The organism is Amycolatopsis sp. lyj-346, from assembly GCF_046548975.1.
GTDB lineage: Bacteria > Actinomycetota > Actinomycetes > Mycobacteriales > Pseudonocardiaceae > Amycolatopsis.
On the sequence record NZ_JAJPWT010000035.1, the window covers coordinates 1 to 16,892 of the forward strand.

The window sequence follows — 16,892 nt, forward strand, 5'->3', positions numbered from 1 at the left end:
ACTCACCCAGCTCAACACGACAACCACCCGCCGCAACACCGTCGAGCTCGGCATCCCCACGCTCACCACGGCCCGCTGACCGACACCGACCGCCCGGCACCGCCAATCAAGATCAAGTTCAGAGAAGTGAGCACGTTCCCGAAACCGAACAGGAAAGTCAGAGCCACGATGATCCCCACGATCAGCGTCACCGCCGAGAGCACCGGATCACGTCCCTCGCTCGGGCTCAACACAGCAACCACCCTGCCCCGGCGTCCACACCACGAACCACGAACGGCCTGCTCAAACAGCCCGGCAGAATCCGGCACGGACGTGCCCGAGAAGTGCCCGAGAGGTCTCGTACACGTCGACAGAACGCGGTATAATTCGACACAAGTGATGGCCGGTGACCAGCCGAAAAGGTCTTGTCCGACATCACTTGGCACCGCCCGACACCCCAAAACGCGTTCTCTTAACCAGCGGGTTCGGGGTTCGAGTCCCTGATGGCGCACCCCCACTCCCCAGGTTGAAGATCTCTTCGACCTGGGGTTTTGTGGTATCCGGAATCATTGCTTCCACTTCCTCTCTGTCCTTTGTGGTCTCCTGCGAGCCCGAGGGGAGCCCGAGAGCGCACGCCGGGTGCAACACCCTCCTCGGGATCGCCCCGGCCAGCTTCCTGGCGGCGTCGGCGGCTACTTCTTCGGCGACGTTGGTGTAGAGGTCCATCGTCACCTTGATCGACGAGTGCCTGAGCATGTGCTGGATCACCTTCATGTCCACCCCTGCCCCGAGGGCCAGGGTCGCCGCGCCGTGGCGCAGGTCATGGAGGGTGATCGGGGGGCAAGCCGGCCAGCTTGATCAGCCGTGCTAACCCGTCCGCGACGTCGGCCGGGTGCAGTGGACTGCCATCGGGCTGAGTGAAGAGCAAGTCGTGCTCGACCCAGTCGTCGCCGAGCCGGGCCTTCGCCTCAAACCCTGGTCCACTGCCGGTCGCAGGATCGCGCGCAGTGTCTCCTTGATCCGGTGCAGGGACGTCGGCCCCACCGGACGCTGCCACTTCACCGCCTCGATCTTCCGCGGGTCGCCGCTGGCCCGGTATTCGGCGATCTGTTCGTTGCGCTCCACGCTCGCCTCGAACATCGCATCCAGATGGCCCACGCGTAGCCGGTCACGCCGGACCGTGGCCAGGTGCGGCCGCAGGTAGAGACGGACGTGGGACTCGTAGGAGCGGTACATGTTCCGGCTCACGCATCCACCGCGTCTGCGGTGTACAACGCGATTTGGCCGTCGTCATAGGACAGGCCTCCCCGCCGGCGGGCGCGGGTCTTCACCGCCGACGGGGCCGAACCAGCCCGGGACGAGTCGCCAGTGCCGTATCAGGCAGACGCGCTACCAGCCGCATCTCCACGGCCAGCCTTGTGATCACCGGCCCGGGTGTCCACGCGACACGATGACGACGTCGACGTTTCTCGATGCGGCACTGGCACCGCGAAGGGGCTTTCAGGGCCGGATCGTGGCCTGCCGGATCGAATCGGCTCAGTCCGCCAGTGAGATGTCGAAGCCCGTTCCCACGCCGACACCTGAGGAGAATCCTCCCTTTCCTTTGAAATGCCACTTGCCGTCGGCGTCCGGCGCAAAACTGCCTTCGGCATCCACGCCTGTGCCGACTCGGCCCTCTGGCTGGACTTTGAGCCTGAACGGCCCCAGATCGACCGCGAATTCGGGGGTCTGGGATTTCACCTCCGCGCCGACTCCGGCCCCGGCTTTCACACCTTCCGTCGGGGTGACCACCAGTTCCGCGTGGCCGTTGACCCCGAAATCACCCTCCGGCACGCCGGAGACGTTGACGGGCCCCGCGGGTTCCGACGTGCCTGCCCCGGCCGAGCGGATGCCGGCGAAACCCTCGGCGTTGAAGTTGAATCCGCCATCGCGCGTACGTGTGACCTGCGTCTTGCCGTCCGCGCCGACAGTGATCTCGGCGAGATCGCGACCCTCAGGAGTGACGACCCTCGCTTTCCTGACGTAGTAGCCACCTTCGGCACCGAAAAGAAGGTCGTCTTTCGGTTCGAGAATTTTTCCCTCAGCCCCCGCCGGCTCTTCTATCAGTCGAGGACTCCTGCTGAAGAGATATTTCATCGCGCGGTCGCAGTCCCTGGTAGGACACCAGGGCCAATGGATGATCGGACCATCGTCGTCCCATTGCGCCGGAACGGAACGGGTGTTCGCCGGCCTGGTCAACGCGGCGTTCGTCGCTTGACCGGTCACCCGCTGGGGCTTGCCCGCCCGGGCCTGAAGCGCCTTGGTCGCGTCAGCGGCCTTCACCAGAGCCCCGGCCACCGGCACGCTGCCCGCCGCGCGCCGCACCTTTACCCGTGCGTCAAGGTCCTTCGCGGTGTCGGCGAGCTTCGCGTAGCCACCCACGATCGGCACGTCCGACAGCTTCAGAGGTGCCGCCTCCGAAACAGGCCTGGCCTGGCCCCTGTCACGCCCGGCCTTCGTCACCGCCTTCTTCGCGGTATCGGCGAGCTTCGCGTATCCGCCGACCACCGGCACGTCCGACAGCTTCAGAGGCGTCACCTCGCCGGTCCCGGTCCGATGTTTGCGATCCCGTTCGGCGCCACGGGACGCCTTGCCGTTCGACTCCTCGTCCACGGCCGTGCGCGCTGGGCGGCCCGCATTCCGGGATTCCTCATGCTTCTCTGCGCGCGAGCGACCCGCGTTCTCCGCCTTCTCGTTCGCGTCGTTCAATACTTTCACCGCGCCCATTCCCGGCAGCATGCCCGCGGTCTTCAGCGCCTTCTTCGAAGATTCTCGATCCTGATCCCGCTCCGGTGACTTCTTCTCGCCCGAATCCCGTTTCTGCTTTTCCTTGCCTGAGCCGGAATCGCTGTCCTGCGCATCAGGCTTCGATCGTTGCTCGCCTCCTCCCTTCTCCTTGGTTCCCTTGTCCTTGGCACCCCCGGAATTCGGCGGCGGCCCGGCGTTCTTGACCACCTTGCTCGCCGCGTCCGCCACCTTGAACACACCCATTCCAGGAACCGCGCCCGCGGTTTTCATCGCGGACCCCGGATCGCCGCCGTCGTTCAGGACCGGCTTCGCCTCCGCGGCGGTGGCCCCGAGCACTCCGAAGGCGACCGACACGAAACCCCCGGAAAGGGTGTACAACACCGCGCGGCCCAACCCTGTTTCGATGTCTCCCATACCTACCTCCCGTCAATTGTGACGGGGGCAGTGTGCGTCCGGGCGATACAGAGGCGGTTCATTTTCGGTACATCACTCGGGCCTGCTGCCGACCGGCCAGGAGTGTGCCGGGGTTGAGGGCCGCGCGGAGGTGGCTGTGCAGACCGCGGCCGGCCAGACCGCGCCGGACGGTGCGGACCGCGGCCCAGGCCTGAAGATCCGCTTGCGCACCGGGCGCATTGCCGGACCACAGGACTTGGTCCACGGTGACGCCCAATGCGCGCAATCCGTCCACTATGGATGGACTGCCGATGCCCTGAGCGGCCGCCGCGAGGTCGCGGACGGTCATTCCGGGCGTCCACGGCACACCGTGGTCACGGAGGTGGTCGCGCGCCTCGAGCCAGGCGCCCAGCACCGCGCCTGCCCCTGGCCTGTGCCGCCTGCGCCACGAACGGATGAGCTTGGCCGTCGGAACGCCCACGAGCCAAGCCGGCAGCAGCGCCGCCGGCCCGGCGAGTACCCGGAGCACCGGGAACGACCGGCCTCCGGTGTCCGCCCCGCCCGGGTCGCCGGGGCCCTTGACCGGGGCGACCGGTGCGTCGTGCTGCTGCGTCGCCGGCGGCAGCTGGGCGCGAGCCTGCGCGGTGACCTCGGAAAGACCGGCGGGGCCGCCGGCACCACCGAGGCGGGTGGTGCCGGTCGGGTCCAGCGGCACCCAGCCGGCACCGGCGACCGCCACCTCGGGCCAGGCCAGGACATCGCCGTTGCGGACGGTGTAGTCACCGCCGGCATCCGGCTTGGCCGGGCTGCGGAAGCCGACGACCAGGCGGGCCGGGATGCCGACGATCCGGGCGAGCGCGACGTACGCGGCCGCGAACTGCTCACTCGTGCCGCGGCGGGTCTCGACCAGGAACGTCCGCAGCTGCGGCCAGCCGTGGCCGCTCGGCAGGCCGGTGCCCGCCGCGGTGTGGTACCCCTCTCGGAAGAACCGTTCCAGCGTGAGCGCCGCCTGGAAGCTGGGCCGCAGGCCGCCGACGGCGGCGCGCGCCAGCAGCTCGACCTCTGCGGGTGGCTCGCCGATCGCACCGAGCCCACCCGGTGCGCGCTGGTCGATCGCGGCGGCCGAAAGGTCGGCGACCGGAACCTGCGGTTCCCACCAGCTCAGCCGGTACTCGCCGGTGGGACGCGGCAGCCACAGCGAGCCTTGCGACTCCTCGACCAGCGGATCGGCTCCGCTGACGGCGGCCGGCCAGGTCTGGCTCGGCAGCCACGGCCCGCCGAGGGCGCCAAGCCGGATCGTCGCCGTCCGTTCCCGGGAGGGCACGGTCACCGACGGGCTCGGCGGCAGCTCCGCGCCGAGCCGCCGGTAGTGGCTGCCCGGTGTCCAGTTGACTCCGTCGAAGGTGTCGAGCACGACCAGCGGCCACCGGTCGGGACGCGCGTCGCCGCGGACGGAGAACATCGGCACGCCGGGATGCTCCAACCGGTTGGCGATGTCGTCCAACGGCCCGGCAACGCGTCCGCTCACCTGCGCCGGCTGGTTCTGCTTCAGCGAGTACGCCTGGCCCGGAGCCGGAAGCAGCATCCCGGTCACGACCGCCGCCGCCGCCCCGGCGACGACCACCGGCACACCTGACACGAACGTCGACGCTCGCCGGCGAGCACGGCTCGCCGGCTTCCCGTCACCGGGACGGGTCAGGGCGAACAAAGTTCCCACGACAGCCGCGTAACCGAGCCCGGCGGCGACGGCCGCGAGCCCGGACAGCGCGGCGTAAAGCTGGCTCACGACGACCACCGCGAAACTCGGAACCAGCGCCACCAACGGCTTCCGGGAACGCAGCAGTTCGATTCCGAGCACCCCGGCGAGCCACGCCAGCAACGGGACGAACAGCAGCTGATCCGGCGACGGCCGCGCGGGCCAGGTCGATTGCAGGGTCAGCCGCCAGGACTCGGTGATCCCGGACGCCAGCGCGGAGAACGTCTCGCCGGTCGGCAGCCCGGCTGCCGTCGTCGAAAAGAGCACGGTCTCGACGACGGCGAGCAGCCCCGCCACGAGGAGCAGCAGTGGGCGCCACGCGGTGAGCACCTCAGTACGCGCGCACACCCGGGCGACCCCGAACAACACGGCCGCGGGTACCAGGAGCGGTGCGAGCAACGCCGCCAACCCGAACACCGGCACGAAGAACAAGCCCGCGACGACGGCGGCGAGCAGTACGCACGGCACGCTGAACCGGCCAGGCATCACACCACCTCGTTCCACCGGCGCACGGCGTCCGCGGCGTTGTCGGCGCTGAGCAGCCGCGCGCCCGGAAGCACCGGCGGGACACCGCCGGAAACCAGAGCCAGTACGAAGAACGACGAATATCGTGCGCGCAGCCCGGCAAGGCCACCGGGTGTGCCGGGCCCGCCCGCTCCCGACGTCACCACCGTCAGGCAGCCACCCTGGTGCCGGACGGCGGACAGCACGCCCGGCACCAGCGCGTGCTCGGCGCCGGAGTCCTGGCGTACCTGGCACAGCTCGTCGAGCAATGACCGAACCGCGAGCGGGCCACCGGACGTCGCGAGGTCGACGCCACCCGAGGTGACCAGCCTGCTGTGGTGCCCGGCTGTGGCGGACGCGGCGAGCAGTGACGCCGCAAGATCGACGGCTTCCTCGAAAAGGGCCGGCGACAACGCATCACCTCGGGTGTCGAGCAGCAGGGTGAAGCGCGGCTGCTCCGGGTCGGCGTAGTCGCGGACCATCATCCGGCCGGTCCGCGCGGTCGCCTTCCAGTGCAGGTGCCGGACTTCGTCACCGGGCTGGTACTCGCGGACGTCGCGCAGGTCGAGCGAGCCTCGCAAGGAGTCATCGGTGGTGGGGCCGTCGTGGTGGTGCCGGGGGAATCCGCCGGCCAGGGGACGCGCCGCGTACTTGCGCGGGTACACCCGCAGCGTCGCGGTCCCACCGGCCGAATGCCGGTTGCGGGCGAGGCCGAAGGGATCGGCGCGCTGCAGCGTCAGCGGCCCGACCGCCATCAGCCCGCGGGCAGCGGTCGGCAGCTCGTACTGGTACGTCGCTTCCGCGCCCTCGGGCAGCGCACGCACCTGGACCGTCCGGGTACTCCCGCCGGCGTGGTCCCACGCGGCGAAGCCGGGCTGGGGCCGGGCGGCGGGATTGCGGACCCGCAGCTTCGCCAACGCGGGACGGCCTCGCTCGACACGGTCCGGGTAGACGGCCCGGGACACCGCCACCCGGATGCCGCGGGCGGTGACGGCGACGGCGGCCAGCAGGGCGCCGAGCCCGATCGCGCCGAGCACGCGCAACAGCGGGTACCCCGCCTGCTCCGCCGCCGCGACGAGCAACACCGACACCACGAGGACGGCGACGCCGCGCGGGGTCAGCCGCATGGTCAGCGGCCCGCGTGGTTCATCGCCGGAGCAGGCGTGCCGGCCAGGACATCGGCCACGACGTCGGCGGCCCCGAGCCGGCCGAGTTCGGCCTCGGCGGTGAGCACCAGCCGGTGCGCGAAGACCGGCACGGCCACGTCCTTGAGGTCGTCCGGCGTGACGAACCCGCGGCCCTCGGTCGCGGCCATGGCCTGTGCGGCCCGCACCAGCGCGATGCTCCCGCGCGGGCTCACCCCGAACCGCACCGCGGCGTGTTCGCGGGTCGCTCCGGCGAGACGTGCGGCGTACTCGACGACCGCCCGGTCGAGGTGTGAAGCACGCACCTCGGCGATCGCGTCGAGCAGCATCGGAACGTCGACCACGGCCGGGAGGTCGTCGGGCGACACGCCCGCGCAGTCGCTCATGATCACCATGACCTCGGCGTCGAGATCCGGGTAGCCGACGGACAGGCGCATCAGGAACCGGTCGAGCTGGGCCTCGGGCAGCCGGTAGGTGCCCGCCATCTCGATCGGGTTCTGGGTGGCGATGACGAGGAAGGGCCGCGGTACGTCATGGGAGACGGCGTCGGCGGTGACCCGTCGCTCGGACATCACCTCCAGCAGCGCGGACTGTGTTTTGGGCGTGCCGCGGTTGATTTCGTCGGCCACGACGATGTTCGAGAACACCCCACCGGGGTGGAAGGCGAAGCGCTCGTCCTTCTGGTGGTAGACGGTCACGCCGGTGATGTCGCCGGGAAGCAGGTCCGGGGTGAACTGGATCCGGCTCCAGCTGCCACCGATGCTGCGCGCCAGGCACCGCGCGAGCGTCGTCTTGCCGAGGCCGGGCACGTCCTCGATCAGCAGGTGCCCCTCGGCGAACAGCGCGGCGACGGCGAGCCGGACCACCTCCGGTTTGCCGCGGATCACCCCCTGGATGTTCCGCGCGATCAGCGCGTAGGCCTCTCCGGCCCTCGACTCACCCATGGTGACTCCCCACCTCGTCGTCCCTCACGCACCAGCCCCTCTTTCTGCGAGGTGCGGATCCCACCGACCGTATCCCCGGTTTCCCGGGACCGGTCCCGAAGTCGTTCGGACATCGCCGTATGCCGCGCCGCGGAGTCACCGGCAGCCTTGCCTGGCACGTCGATCCCGTCGGCCACGACGGTTCCGGCGGCTTCGCCCGCGCCCGTGGAACCCCGCCCGATCGACATCTTCTGGACCTACCGGGTCGGCACGCTGTCCGCGACCACAGGCACGGCCTGCTCGGTCAGCCCGGCCCCGGCCGACCCCGCGTGCGGACACCAACTCGACGCGATTCACCAGGCCGTGGAAGGGTTCCAGGCCGCGATCGCCAAGTCGACAGTCGGTTCTCGCCGCACTGCACGGCTTGCGGAACCGCGCCCCGATTCGACGGTCCTGTTCACCGACACTCCTCTTCATCCGTGGCCATCCTCGACCGGTCGTGGATTTCTTCGGCCAGCGAACTGCCCATCAGGCCGCCGAAAACACCCGCGGCGACGCCGACGACCAGACCGATCGGCGACGTGGCGAGCGCGCCGGCGACAACGCCGAACACCACGGAGCCCGACACGCCGCCGATTCCGGTCATCGCACCGAGGCTGAGCGGTGCCCTTGGCTCAAGCGGCGGCAGGTAATACGTTTCGGTGGCTTCCGCACGGTGTACCGGCTCCGCGACCGGTGCCTTCTGCCCGAACCAGACCTGGTCGGGAATCACGATGTAGTAAGCGTCTTCGAGCTCCGGACGCTCGGCCAAGGCCGCGCTCACGACGTCACCACGCGTCCGCGGAGACGGTGCCGCCGGTCGACGTGGCGGTCGACGTGGCGGTCGACGTCGACCACGCGCCGCCGGACGAGGCGGACGCGGTCTTCGAGACCACCTTGCCGTGTTTGCCGGACGTCCGCTTCTCGTGCCCGGACTTCCGCGCGGGCCGGTCGCCGCACGGTTCCTTCTTGGTCTTCAAGCCGTCGCGGAGCTTCTCGAGATCCGACTTGGCCTTGGTCAGCGTCTTGCCCGCCTCGTCGAACTTCTTTTGCGCGTCCTCGACGGCCTGGTGCGCGGCGCCGAGGGCCTTGGCGGCTTCGCCGATTGTCTGGTGGCCGGCGACGGCCGGCCGGACCGCCGGCTTCTTGACGACCGGCGCGGCGGCCTGGACCGCGGCCCGCACGACGTACCGCGTGGTCGACGCGTCGACCTTCTTCTGCACCGCCGACGAACGGGTCCGTGGCGACGACCTGGTGTGTTTCGCGGGCGTCCGCTTCGGCAGGACCGGCCGCGCCGCCGCAACCGCCGGACGGTGCGCCGCCTGCGGCACCACGCGCTGCGGCTTCTTCGGCCCGTCGGCCGAGTGCTGCGGCGGGGTGATCTTGGCCTGCGGAGCAGCGGCGGTGGGAGGAGGAGCCTGCGGCGGGACCGGTACCGCCTGAGGTGCGGCCTGAGCAGGCTTCACGTCCTGGTTTTCCTGGCTGTCTTCGGCGAGCGCGCTCACCGTCGACGCGCCGATCGCCGCGGTGGCCAGGCCCGCCACCCCGTAAACGGCCGCCCGCTTGAGATTCCGCTTCACTTCCTCACCTCGCTGGTCACCCGGCGACCGGTCGCCGCCACCGCCACCACAATCGCGCCAGGAGGTCCAGTACGAGTACATCGGCAATACATTCGCCGCGGCGGCCGCCGTTGCCGCGCGCTGATGGCTACAATCTGCCGAGCGGGAGCGTTGCGGGGAAAGGCATTCCTGGAATGGGAACCATGACGGACACCGAAGACGGCGAACTGGTGCCACTGGGCGAGGGCCCGGTCGCCGAAGTACTGGCGGGGGTGCACGGCACCACCGGCGAGGCGTTCGCGCTCAAGGTGTACCCGGGCAAGCTGGACCGCCGGGCCCGCAACGAGCTCGACAAGGAGCTGAGCGCGCTCGCCGAGTTGCGCGAGCTGGGTACCGCGCTCGTGCCGGACGAGGTCTGGGAACTCGCCGACGGCCGCTGCGGGATCCGGATGGAACTGTGCGCGCAGTCGTTGCCGGAACTGGTCGCCGCGTTCGGGCCGCTGTCCATCTCCGACACACTGGCGCTCGGCGAAGCCCTCGCCTCGGCACTCGCGGAGGCGCACCAAGGCGGGCTCGTCCACGGCGGTGTCACGCCGGGCAACGTGCTCTTCCGGCCGTCCGGCGCCCCGGTACTGGCCGACTTCGGCTTGACCCTGCGCCAGGTCTTCCCCCGCGATCTCGAACGCGGCGTCGAATACCTCGCGCCCGAAACCGTGCGCGACGGAACCCTCGACGAACGCACCGACCTGTACGGCCTCGGCGCTGTCCTGTACCTCGCGCTGTCGGGGCGGCCTCCGCACCAGGGCCGGCCCGGCGAGCCCGCGGACGCGGTGACCCTCCGGGTCCTCGGCGGCGACGTTCCCCCGCCGGCCCGGCCCGATCTTCCCGCCGGCCTCGCTCACCTGGTGTCGTCGCTGCTCGACGGCAACCCGGATGCGCGGCCGATCGACGCCGCCCTCGTCGTCACCCGGCTCGGTGCGATGGCCGGCCCCGCCGTCGCCGGGGACCACCCCGCATCGGGTCCGCCCCCGCCGGGGCCGATCGGCGAGCTGGTGGTCGAGTACGGCCCCACCGGCGGCACGCCGCGAAAGCGCCGCACCGCGCTGACCGTCGCGGCTGTGGCCGGCGCGGCCGCGCTCGCGGTCGTCGCGGTGCTCGCCTTGACGAACCGGCCGGCGGAACTGAGCGTGCCGCCGGCGCCGACGATCACGACAGCCCGGCCGACGCCGTCCCCGGCAACCGGCCAGGTCGAACTGGCGACGCCCGCCGACCACGACACCTATGTGGACCTCAGCTGGCGCGGCAGCACGCCCGACCTCGACTACGCCGTCGTCGTCGCCCCCGAGGGCAAGCCGAACCACATCGAGTACGTGCGGCGCGAGACGAGTCACCGCGTGGACGTGGAGCCGTCGCTGAAGTACTGCTTCGTCATCCAGGGCACGAACAGCTTGCTGACCGTCCAAAGTGCACCGCAGGGCATCCGGGGGGCACACTGCACGCAGTAGGCCGCACTCAGCCGGGCGGCCAGGTGTACCGGGGGGACGAGACGCCGTTGTCCGCGGTCACCCAAGCCTGCTTGCCGACCGCGCCGAAGTCGAACGCCTCGAAGGTGACGGCACCGTTCGCATCGGTGGTGAACGAGCGGCCCTCGTTCGAGTAGGTACATCCGCAGTGCGGGGTGAAGTGGTACTCGGTGTTGGGCGCGAACCCGCGCACCACCACGTGCATCTTGGCGCAATCCGGTGCCGAACACTCCGCCGGGTCCGGCTCGTAGGTCCCGGTCTTCCCCCGGGTCACCGTGATCGTCGGTTTCGGAACCGCCGGGCCGGTCACCCTCGTCGTGGCCGGAGTTCCGCGCCCGGCACTGTTCTCCGCGACCACGGTGACCGTGTAGGTGATCCCCGCGCGCAGGCCGGCGATCACCGTGGACCGCGCGGTGCCGGCCAGCTCGGAGGCCCCCGCTCCGGCGCCGGACGACGGCTTCCACGTCACGTGGTACGCCGTGACCGCGGCCCGGTTGCCGGCCGCCGCGTCCCAGGTGATCCGCGCGTCACTGCCCTGCAGCCGCGCGGTGAGCCGGCCCGGGATGCCTGGCGGGCTCGGCGGGATGGGCTTCTGCTGCTGCGTCACCGGCGGCTCCGTCCTCCGCACCGGCGGGGGCTGCTTCGGACCGTCCGCCCGCACGTCGGGCCGGACCTTCGGCGGTTGCTGAGCCGGTGGCTGGGTCGCCGGCGGCGGTTGCTGCGGTGAGGTGGCCGGTGCGGGCGCCTTGCCGGGGGTGACGGGCACCTGGGCGACCTTGCCGTCCGGGTCGACGACCAGGACGTGCTTGCCCTCCCCGCCGTCCACGTAGACGCGCTTGTCGTCGCCACGCACCAGCTGCGGGGTGCCCGATTCCGGCGGGATCGCCGTGGTCTGACGTGGGTTGCCGTCCGGCCCGTAGGTGAGCACCTTGTGGCGGGTCAGATCGAGGAGCACGACCGAGGACGCGCTCGCGGTGGGGTTCGAATAGACGCCGTCGGGCAGGTCGACCTCGATCGGCCGCGCCGGCGCGCGCCCGGCGGCGAACCCACCGGCGTCGAGCAGGTGCAGCTGCCGCCTTTCCGGCTCCAGCACGGCGATCCGGCCGTCGGCGTCGGCGGGAGCGATCTGCGCCGCGGGCGAAAGGTCCTTCTCGATCGCGACCGGTTCACCCGGCCTGTCCCCGGACACCTCCCGGATCGTGTCGGTCGTCGTGTCGACGAACACCGCCCGGTCGCCGGCGATGCTGAGCCCGCCGGTGTGCCCCGCGCCGAGGTTGTCCCGGCAGGTCACCGTGTCGGCGTCCTTCGCCAGCCGGCACAGCGCGCCGGAGTCGGTGCGGTTGAGCCAGAGCGTGCCGTCGGCGGTGGCCACCGGGGTACCGAGCGGACCGCCCGCGGGCAACGTGGTGAACCCGCTGCCGAGCCGGACCACCCGGCCTGCTTCCCGGTACACCAGGTACGGGCCGCCGGAGGCTTCCACGAGAGCGGGCCGCTCGCCCGATGGCGAGGGCAGCGTGCGGTCGACCGACAGGTTCGACTTGCCGAATTCGACGATGGCAGACTTGCCGATCACGTACCCGCTGGTCGGGCCCTGCACCACCTGGCTGCCCGGTTCGAGGCCGGCGACGGGCACCTGGGCGTCCACGCTCTTGGCCGAACCGTTGACGAACAGCACGAGGTTGAGCGCCGGGCTGGCAATCCAATGCCCGGCCTGCGAGAGCTCCAGCCCTGGCAACGGCGAAGCGCCCCCGGACACGGCCACTCCGATGAGCACGGCGCAGACGCTGACGAGCGCGGTCACCGGAAGCCGGCGGAGTCCCCTCTTACCCACCCGGCGAGCGTAGAAGGTCCTGGTACACGAACCGGCCCTTTCGAATACATTCCCTGCCCGGGTACGCACCGCACGTGACATTTCAGGCCTCCGGCAAGCTGAGTTCGAAGATCGCGCCGCCCTCTTCGGCGTTGTACACCCGCAGGACGCCGCTGTGTGCCTGGGCGACCCACCGGACGATGGACAGCCCGAGCCCGCTCGACCCGGCGCCGCTGGTGAACCGGTCGAACGTCTTCTCGGCGACCGCCGCGTCGATGCCGGGCCCGTGGTCCGCCACCGTCACCCGGCCGCCCGCCACGGTGATGTGCACGATCGCCTCGGATCCGGGACGCCGGCCGTGGCGCATCGCGTTGTCCAGCAGGTTCCCGATGGCCCGCTGGACCAGCGCGGGGTCCGCGAGCACCTTCGTCGGAGCCGCCGTCACCGTCACCTGAGCGTCTTCCTTCGGCGTCTCGCCGACCACGCCGGTGACCAGCTGGTCGAGCCATACCGGCTGGATGGCCGGCGACTCGACTCCCGCCGCGAGCCGGGCGCGCACGAGCAAGCCGTCGATGATGCTGCCCATCCGCCCGGCGAGGCGGACCGTGCGCGGCAGCAGGTCGGCGCGTTCGGCCGGGTTCCGCAACGCCGTTTCGGCCAGCGCGCGCAGCGCCGCCACCGGCGTGCGCAGGTCGTGCGCGGTTTCCGCGAGCAGAACCTCCTGCTGTTCCAGCGCGGCCGTCGCGGGCCGGATCGCGCGTCCGGACAGGACGTGCCCCGCGACCGCCAGCGCCGCGACGAGCAGCGCGCAACCGCCGGCGACGAACAGCACCAGCCGATCGTGGTCCGCCTCCTCGCCACGGGCGTCGGCGACGACGACCACCGCGCCGGCGTACTGGCCGGCGGTGTTGCGGAAGGGTTCCGCGCCGATCCTGACCAGCTCTCCGCCGGTACCGCTGCCGTAGCCGTTGAGGACGGCTTCACTGCGGACCGCCTGGGTGGCCCAGGCACGCAGCTTGGCGGAGTCCATCGGGACGCACGTCCGGGCGCTGGTGAAGTCCGCGAACCGGCCGGCGTCGACGGGCAGGACCACGAACTGGGGGCACTGGTTGTGCACCGGGTCCTGACCGACCAGCCCGGTGACGACCCGGTCCCCCTCCTTGACCAGCCGGGTGACCGCCGCGGTGACCCGGCTGGTCCGGCCGTCGAGGCGCACCTCACGCTGCTGGGTGTCGGCCTGGACCGCGAGCCAGGCGAACACGATGAGGCCGGCCGCGTTGAGCCCGGTGAACAACCAGGTGAGCACCCGGCGCAGGTGGCGCAGCCGGTCGGCCGCCGACCGCCTCACCGGGCGGCCAGCCGGTACCCGCGCCCGCGCACGGTGTGGATCAGCCCGGGTTCGCGCAGCTTCAGGCGCAGCCTCCGGACCACGACGTCGACCACATTGGACATCGGGTCGGTCCGGCTGTCCCAGCAGTGCTCGATCAGTTCGTCCCGCCCGACAGCGTGCTCGGGCCGGGCCAGCAGGAACTCGAGGACGGCGAACTCCTTGTCGCTCAAGGTGAGCAGCGTCCCGGCTCGGCGGACCTCGCGACGGGCGCAGTCCATTTCCAGGTCGTCGTGACGCAGCACGGATGGCCGGCCGGAGCCGGAACGGCGGCAAAGCGCGTTCACCCGCGCGGTCATTTCGGCCACGGCAAACGGTTTCACCAGGTAGTCGTCGCCACCGTGCTCGAAGCCGGCCACCCGGTCGCCGAGGCTGTCGCGGGCGGTGAGGAACAGCACCGGCACCGCCCAGCCCTCCAGGCGGCGCCGGTGGACGTAGCCGATCGAGTCGCCGTCGGGCAGCGTGCGGTCGAAGACAGCACAGTGGTAGTCCGCGTTCGCCAGCTCGGCGTGCGCGCCCGCGAGGTCACCCGCCTGGCCGACCCGCAGTCCGGACGCGGCCAGCTCGGTGGTCACCGCCACCCGGAGGTCCTCGTCGTCCTCCACCACCAGCACCCGCGCGGCTGTCATCGGAATCTCATGTGCGCGGCGCGATCGTGGGAGTTGTCCATCCGATGGGCAACACGCAGCACAGTATTCGGAACGGGGGTGTGAGCATGGTGCTCTTCCAGGTCCTGGGGCCACTCGAGGTGCGTGACCGCGACGGTCTCGCCTGCCGGATCGGCAGTGGGAAGCCCGTCGCGGTGCTGGCCGCACTTCTCGTGCAGCCCAACGCGTGGGTCGCGGTGGACCGGCTGATCGAGGCCACCTGGCAGGAACAGGCCGCTCCGGCGTCGGCCGAGGCCAACCTCAAGACCTACCTGTGGCGCCTGCGGCGGCTGCTGCCCCGTCACGACGACGGCGGCGCGCGCATCGAGAGCAGGCCCGGCGCCTACCGGCTGCGGGTCGCACCCGGCGAGCTCGACGCCCAGTGCGCCGCCGAAGCGGCCGACGCCGCCCGGCACGCACTGGCCGAAGGTGCGGCGGCGACGGCGTTCGAACTGGCCACGGAAGCGCTGGGCCGCTGGTGCGGACGACCGTACGAAGGTCTGGGCCTCGACCTCGGCGACACCGTGGCGGGGCTCGACGACCTGCGCCGTGAGCTGTGGGCGTGCCTCGCCGACGCGCAGCTGGCGCTCGGCCGCCCGGCCGACGCCGTCACGACCCTGCGTTCCCTCACCTCGGACGACCCGCTGCGGGAAGACGCGTGGGCGCGGCTGGTCCGTGCGTGGCACGTGCTGGGGCGGCCTGCCCAGGCCCTCTCCGCGTACCACGAGGCACGCCGCGTACTGGCCACCGAGCTGGGTGTCCGGCCGGGACCCGAGCTGGCCGGCGCGCTCCGGGCGATGCACAGCGGCGCACGCCCCGCCGAGCGGCCGCCCCGGCGCGAGCTGCCGCGCGACACGCCGTTGTTCACCGGCCGCCGCCGGGAGCTCGAGGTTCTGGCCGACGCGTGCACCGGCAACCCGCGCGTCGCCGTCGTGACCGGTCCGGCCGGGGCCGGCAAGACGGCCCTCGCGGTGCACGCGGCGCACCGGCTGGCCGCCCGGTTCCCCGACGGCCAGTTCTACGTCGATCTGCGTGCGGGGGGCTCGCCGGTGCCGCCCGCGACGGTACTGGCCAGGCTGCTGCACGGCATCGGCATCCCGCCCGCGCTCGTGCCGTCCGACGTGGACGAACGGGCCGCGCTGTGGCGATCCGAACTCGCGTTCCGGCGCGTCCTGCTGGTCTTCGACGACGCCGCGGACCCCGCGCAGGTCGAGCCACTGCTGCCCGCGACCGGCTCGAGCGCGGCGCTGATCACCGGCCGGGCCGGGAACCTGCACGTCGACGGCGCGGTCCGGGTCCGGCTCGGGCCACTGTCCCCGGCCGAGGCAGCGGCGCTGTTCCGCGCGGTGGCCGGAGAACTCGGCGCCGCCGCGGACGAGCCGGTCGTCGCCGCCACGGTACGGCGCTGCCACGGCCTTCCGGGTGCCGTGCGCGAAGCCGCGGCGACCCCGGGAACACCACCAAATCGTCCACTGTGGACCGTTCGGCCGCGCGAACCCGAAAGGGTCGCGTGAGCCACGGGCCGGCTCCTCGACGTGAGCCGAACGGCCGATCACGATACGCTTCCGGCATGCGCGTGCTGGTCACCGAAGACGACGAAGATCTCCAGGTGGCCGTGGAAGCATCCCTGCGGGGTGCCGGATTCGCGGTGGACGTCGTCGCCGATCTCCCCGACGCCGACGAAGCGGTGAGCGTCAACGCCTACGACTGCGCGGTGTTCGACCGCATGCTGCCCGCCGGCGATTCGCTGACCTACGTGGCGGGCCGCCGCCGGAGCGGCTGGGACGTGCCGGTCCTGTTCCTCACCGCGCGGGACACCGTGGACGACCGCATCGCCGGGCTGACCTGGGGCGACGACTACCTGGTCAAGCCGTTCGAGATGGCCGAGTTCCTGGCCCGGGTGCGGAGCCTGTGCCGGCGCAGCGACCCCCGCCCGGCCCCGGTCCTGAGGTTCTCCGACCTCGAGCTGGACACCGGCCGCCACGACGTCCGCCGCGGCGGCGTTCTGCTCACGTTGACCGGCAAGGAATTCGCCGTGCTGCACCGCCTGCTCGCCACGCCGGGCGAACCGGTCCGCCGCGCCGACCTGCTGGCCGCCGCCTGGGACGAGCTCGTTCCCCCGGCCACCAACGTCCTGGACGTCCTGATCGCCCAGCTGCGGGCCAAACTGGGCGAACCGCGGGTGATCCACACGGTCCGCGGCACCGGTTACCTGCTCGGCCAGGTACCGGACCGGCAATGAGAACAGCCGACCGGAAGATCGGGCCGGCCAGGCCGTGCCGCGGCGCGCGCCGGACAGATTGCGAAGCGTGACCGCCTTCATCCGGGGAAGAGTGGTGGTTCGGTGAGTTCGAGCCATTCGAGGTCCATCGGTACCAGGGTGGTGGAGAGCACCAGTTCGCGGAGCAGGTTCACGGTCAGGGTCAGTCCGACCGGTTCG

15 protein-coding genes are annotated in these 16,892 nt (G+C 71.4%); 3 read left to right on the forward strand and 12 right to left on the reverse strand.

Translation table 11 applies throughout. The features are described from left to right. Nucleotides 1-62: 62 nt before the first annotated feature. From ACLJQE_RS44365 to ACLJQE_RS44405, 9 genes are all read right to left on the reverse strand, one after another. Nucleotides 63-233, reverse strand: coding sequence for a hypothetical protein (locus ACLJQE_RS44365; protein WP_410645885.1), 171 nt, complete (start codon nucleotides 231-233; stop codon nucleotides 63-65). Between the two features lie 181 nt (nucleotides 234-414). Then, the gene (locus tag ACLJQE_RS44370; RefSeq protein WP_410645899.1) at nucleotides 415-813 is read right to left on the reverse strand and encodes a tyrosine-type recombinase/integrase; all 399 of its coding nucleotides are present in this window, start codon (nucleotides 811-813) and stop codon (nucleotides 415-417) included. 33 nt (nucleotides 814-846) lie between these two features. Beyond that, nucleotides 847-1,227 (reverse strand): hypothetical protein, encoded by a 381-nt coding sequence (locus ACLJQE_RS44375; protein ID WP_410645886.1) that lies wholly within the window; start codon nucleotides 1,225-1,227, stop codon nucleotides 847-849. A 288-nt stretch (nucleotides 1,228-1,515) separates the two neighbouring features. Next, entirely contained in the window at nucleotides 1,516-3,180 is a 1,665-nt protein-coding gene (locus ACLJQE_RS44380) for a hypothetical protein (RefSeq protein WP_410645887.1), read from the reverse strand. Nucleotides 3,181-3,238: 58 nt separating this feature from the next. Then, nucleotides 3,239-5,401 carry a DUF3488 and DUF4129 domain-containing transglutaminase family protein gene (locus ACLJQE_RS44385; protein ID WP_410645888.1) on the reverse strand — a complete coding sequence of 721 codons (2,163 nt, stop codon included), beginning with the start codon at nucleotides 5,399-5,401 and terminating at the stop codon, nucleotides 3,239-3,241. Beyond that, a complete protein-coding gene (locus tag ACLJQE_RS44390; RefSeq protein ID WP_410645889.1) occupies nucleotides 5,401-6,546 on the reverse strand; it encodes a DUF58 domain-containing protein in 1,146 nt (381 codons plus the stop codon). Before ACLJQE_RS44390 ends, ACLJQE_RS44385 begins: the two co-directional genes overlap by 1 nt. A gap of 2 nt (nucleotides 6,547-6,548) precedes the next feature. After that, nucleotides 6,549-7,508, reverse strand: a complete 960-nt coding sequence (locus ACLJQE_RS44395; protein WP_410645890.1) for an AAA family ATPase — start codon at nucleotides 7,506-7,508, stop codon at nucleotides 6,549-6,551. A 436-nt stretch (nucleotides 7,509-7,944) separates the two neighbouring features. Next, complete coding sequence (locus ACLJQE_RS44400) at nucleotides 7,945-8,310, reverse strand: hypothetical protein (protein WP_410645891.1); 366 nt, start codon at nucleotides 8,308-8,310, stop codon at nucleotides 7,945-7,947. Nucleotides 8,311-8,314: 4 nt separating this feature from the next. After that, the gene (locus ACLJQE_RS44405; RefSeq protein ID WP_410645892.1) at nucleotides 8,315-9,106 is read right to left on the reverse strand and encodes a hypothetical protein; all 792 of its coding nucleotides are present in this window, start codon (nucleotides 9,104-9,106) and stop codon (nucleotides 8,315-8,317) included. Between the two features lie 182 nt (nucleotides 9,107-9,288). Here ACLJQE_RS44405 and ACLJQE_RS44410 point away from each other — a divergent pair, with 182 nt between their 5' ends. Then, nucleotides 9,289-10,590, forward strand: a complete 1,302-nt coding sequence (locus ACLJQE_RS44410; protein ID WP_410645893.1) for a serine/threonine protein kinase — start codon at nucleotides 9,289-9,291, stop codon at nucleotides 10,588-10,590. A 7-nt stretch (nucleotides 10,591-10,597) separates the two neighbouring features. On the opposite strand, the gene ACLJQE_RS44415 is transcribed toward ACLJQE_RS44410, so the two are convergent. From ACLJQE_RS44415 to ACLJQE_RS44425, 3 genes are all read right to left on the reverse strand, one after another. Beyond that, nucleotides 10,598-12,439, reverse strand: a complete 1,842-nt coding sequence (locus ACLJQE_RS44415) for a fibronectin type III domain-containing protein (protein WP_410645894.1) — start codon at nucleotides 12,437-12,439, stop codon at nucleotides 10,598-10,600. 82 nt (nucleotides 12,440-12,521) lie between these two features. Further along, nucleotides 12,522-13,766, reverse strand: a complete 1,245-nt coding sequence (locus tag ACLJQE_RS44420) for a sensor histidine kinase (RefSeq protein ID WP_410645895.1) — start codon at nucleotides 13,764-13,766, stop codon at nucleotides 12,522-12,524. Then, nucleotides 13,763-14,434: a winged helix-turn-helix domain-containing protein gene (locus ACLJQE_RS44425; RefSeq protein ID WP_410645896.1), complete on the reverse strand. Its 672-nt coding sequence runs from the start codon at nucleotides 14,432-14,434 to the stop codon at nucleotides 13,763-13,765. Before ACLJQE_RS44425 ends, ACLJQE_RS44420 begins: the two co-directional genes overlap by 4 nt. Nucleotides 14,435-14,520: 86 nt before the next feature. Here ACLJQE_RS44425 and ACLJQE_RS44430 point away from each other — a divergent pair, with 86 nt between their 5' ends. Beyond that, the gene (locus ACLJQE_RS44430) at nucleotides 14,521-15,966 is read left to right on the forward strand and encodes a BTAD domain-containing putative transcriptional regulator (RefSeq protein WP_410645897.1); all 1,446 of its coding nucleotides are present in this window, start codon (nucleotides 14,521-14,523) and stop codon (nucleotides 15,964-15,966) included. A gap of 56 nt (nucleotides 15,967-16,022) precedes the next feature. Beyond that, a complete protein-coding gene (locus ACLJQE_RS44435; protein ID WP_410645898.1) occupies nucleotides 16,023-16,694 on the forward strand; it encodes a winged helix-turn-helix domain-containing protein in 672 nt (223 codons plus the stop codon). Nucleotides 16,695-16,892: the final 198 nt, after the last annotated feature.

Coding starts and splice junctions, on each gene's coding strand:
- ACLJQE_RS44380 (WP_410645887.1), bottom strand. CDS start 3,180: ATGGGAGACATCGAAACAGGGTTGGGCCGCGCGGTGTTGTACACCCTT.
- ACLJQE_RS44385 (WP_410645888.1), bottom strand. CDS start 5,401: ATGCCTGGCCGGTTCAGCGTGCCGTGCGTACTGCTCGCCGCCGTCGTC.
- ACLJQE_RS44390 (WP_410645889.1), bottom strand. CDS start 6,546: ATGCGGCTGACCCCGCGCGGCGTCGCCGTCCTCGTGGTGTCGGTGTTG.
- ACLJQE_RS44395 (WP_410645890.1), bottom strand. CDS start 7,508: ATGGGTGAGTCGAGGGCCGGAGAGGCCTACGCGCTGATCGCGCGGAAC.
- ACLJQE_RS44410 (WP_410645893.1), top strand. CDS start 9,289: ATGACGGACACCGAAGACGGCGAACTGGTGCCACTGGGCGAGGGCCCG.
- ACLJQE_RS44425 (WP_410645896.1), bottom strand. CDS start 14,434: ATGACAGCCGCGCGGGTGCTGGTGGTGGAGGACGACGAGGACCTCCGG.
- ACLJQE_RS44430 (WP_410645897.1), top strand. CDS start 14,521: ATGGTGCTCTTCCAGGTCCTGGGGCCACTCGAGGTGCGTGACCGCGAC.
- ACLJQE_RS44435 (WP_410645898.1), top strand. CDS start 16,023: ATGCGCGTGCTGGTCACCGAAGACGACGAAGATCTCCAGGTGGCCGTG.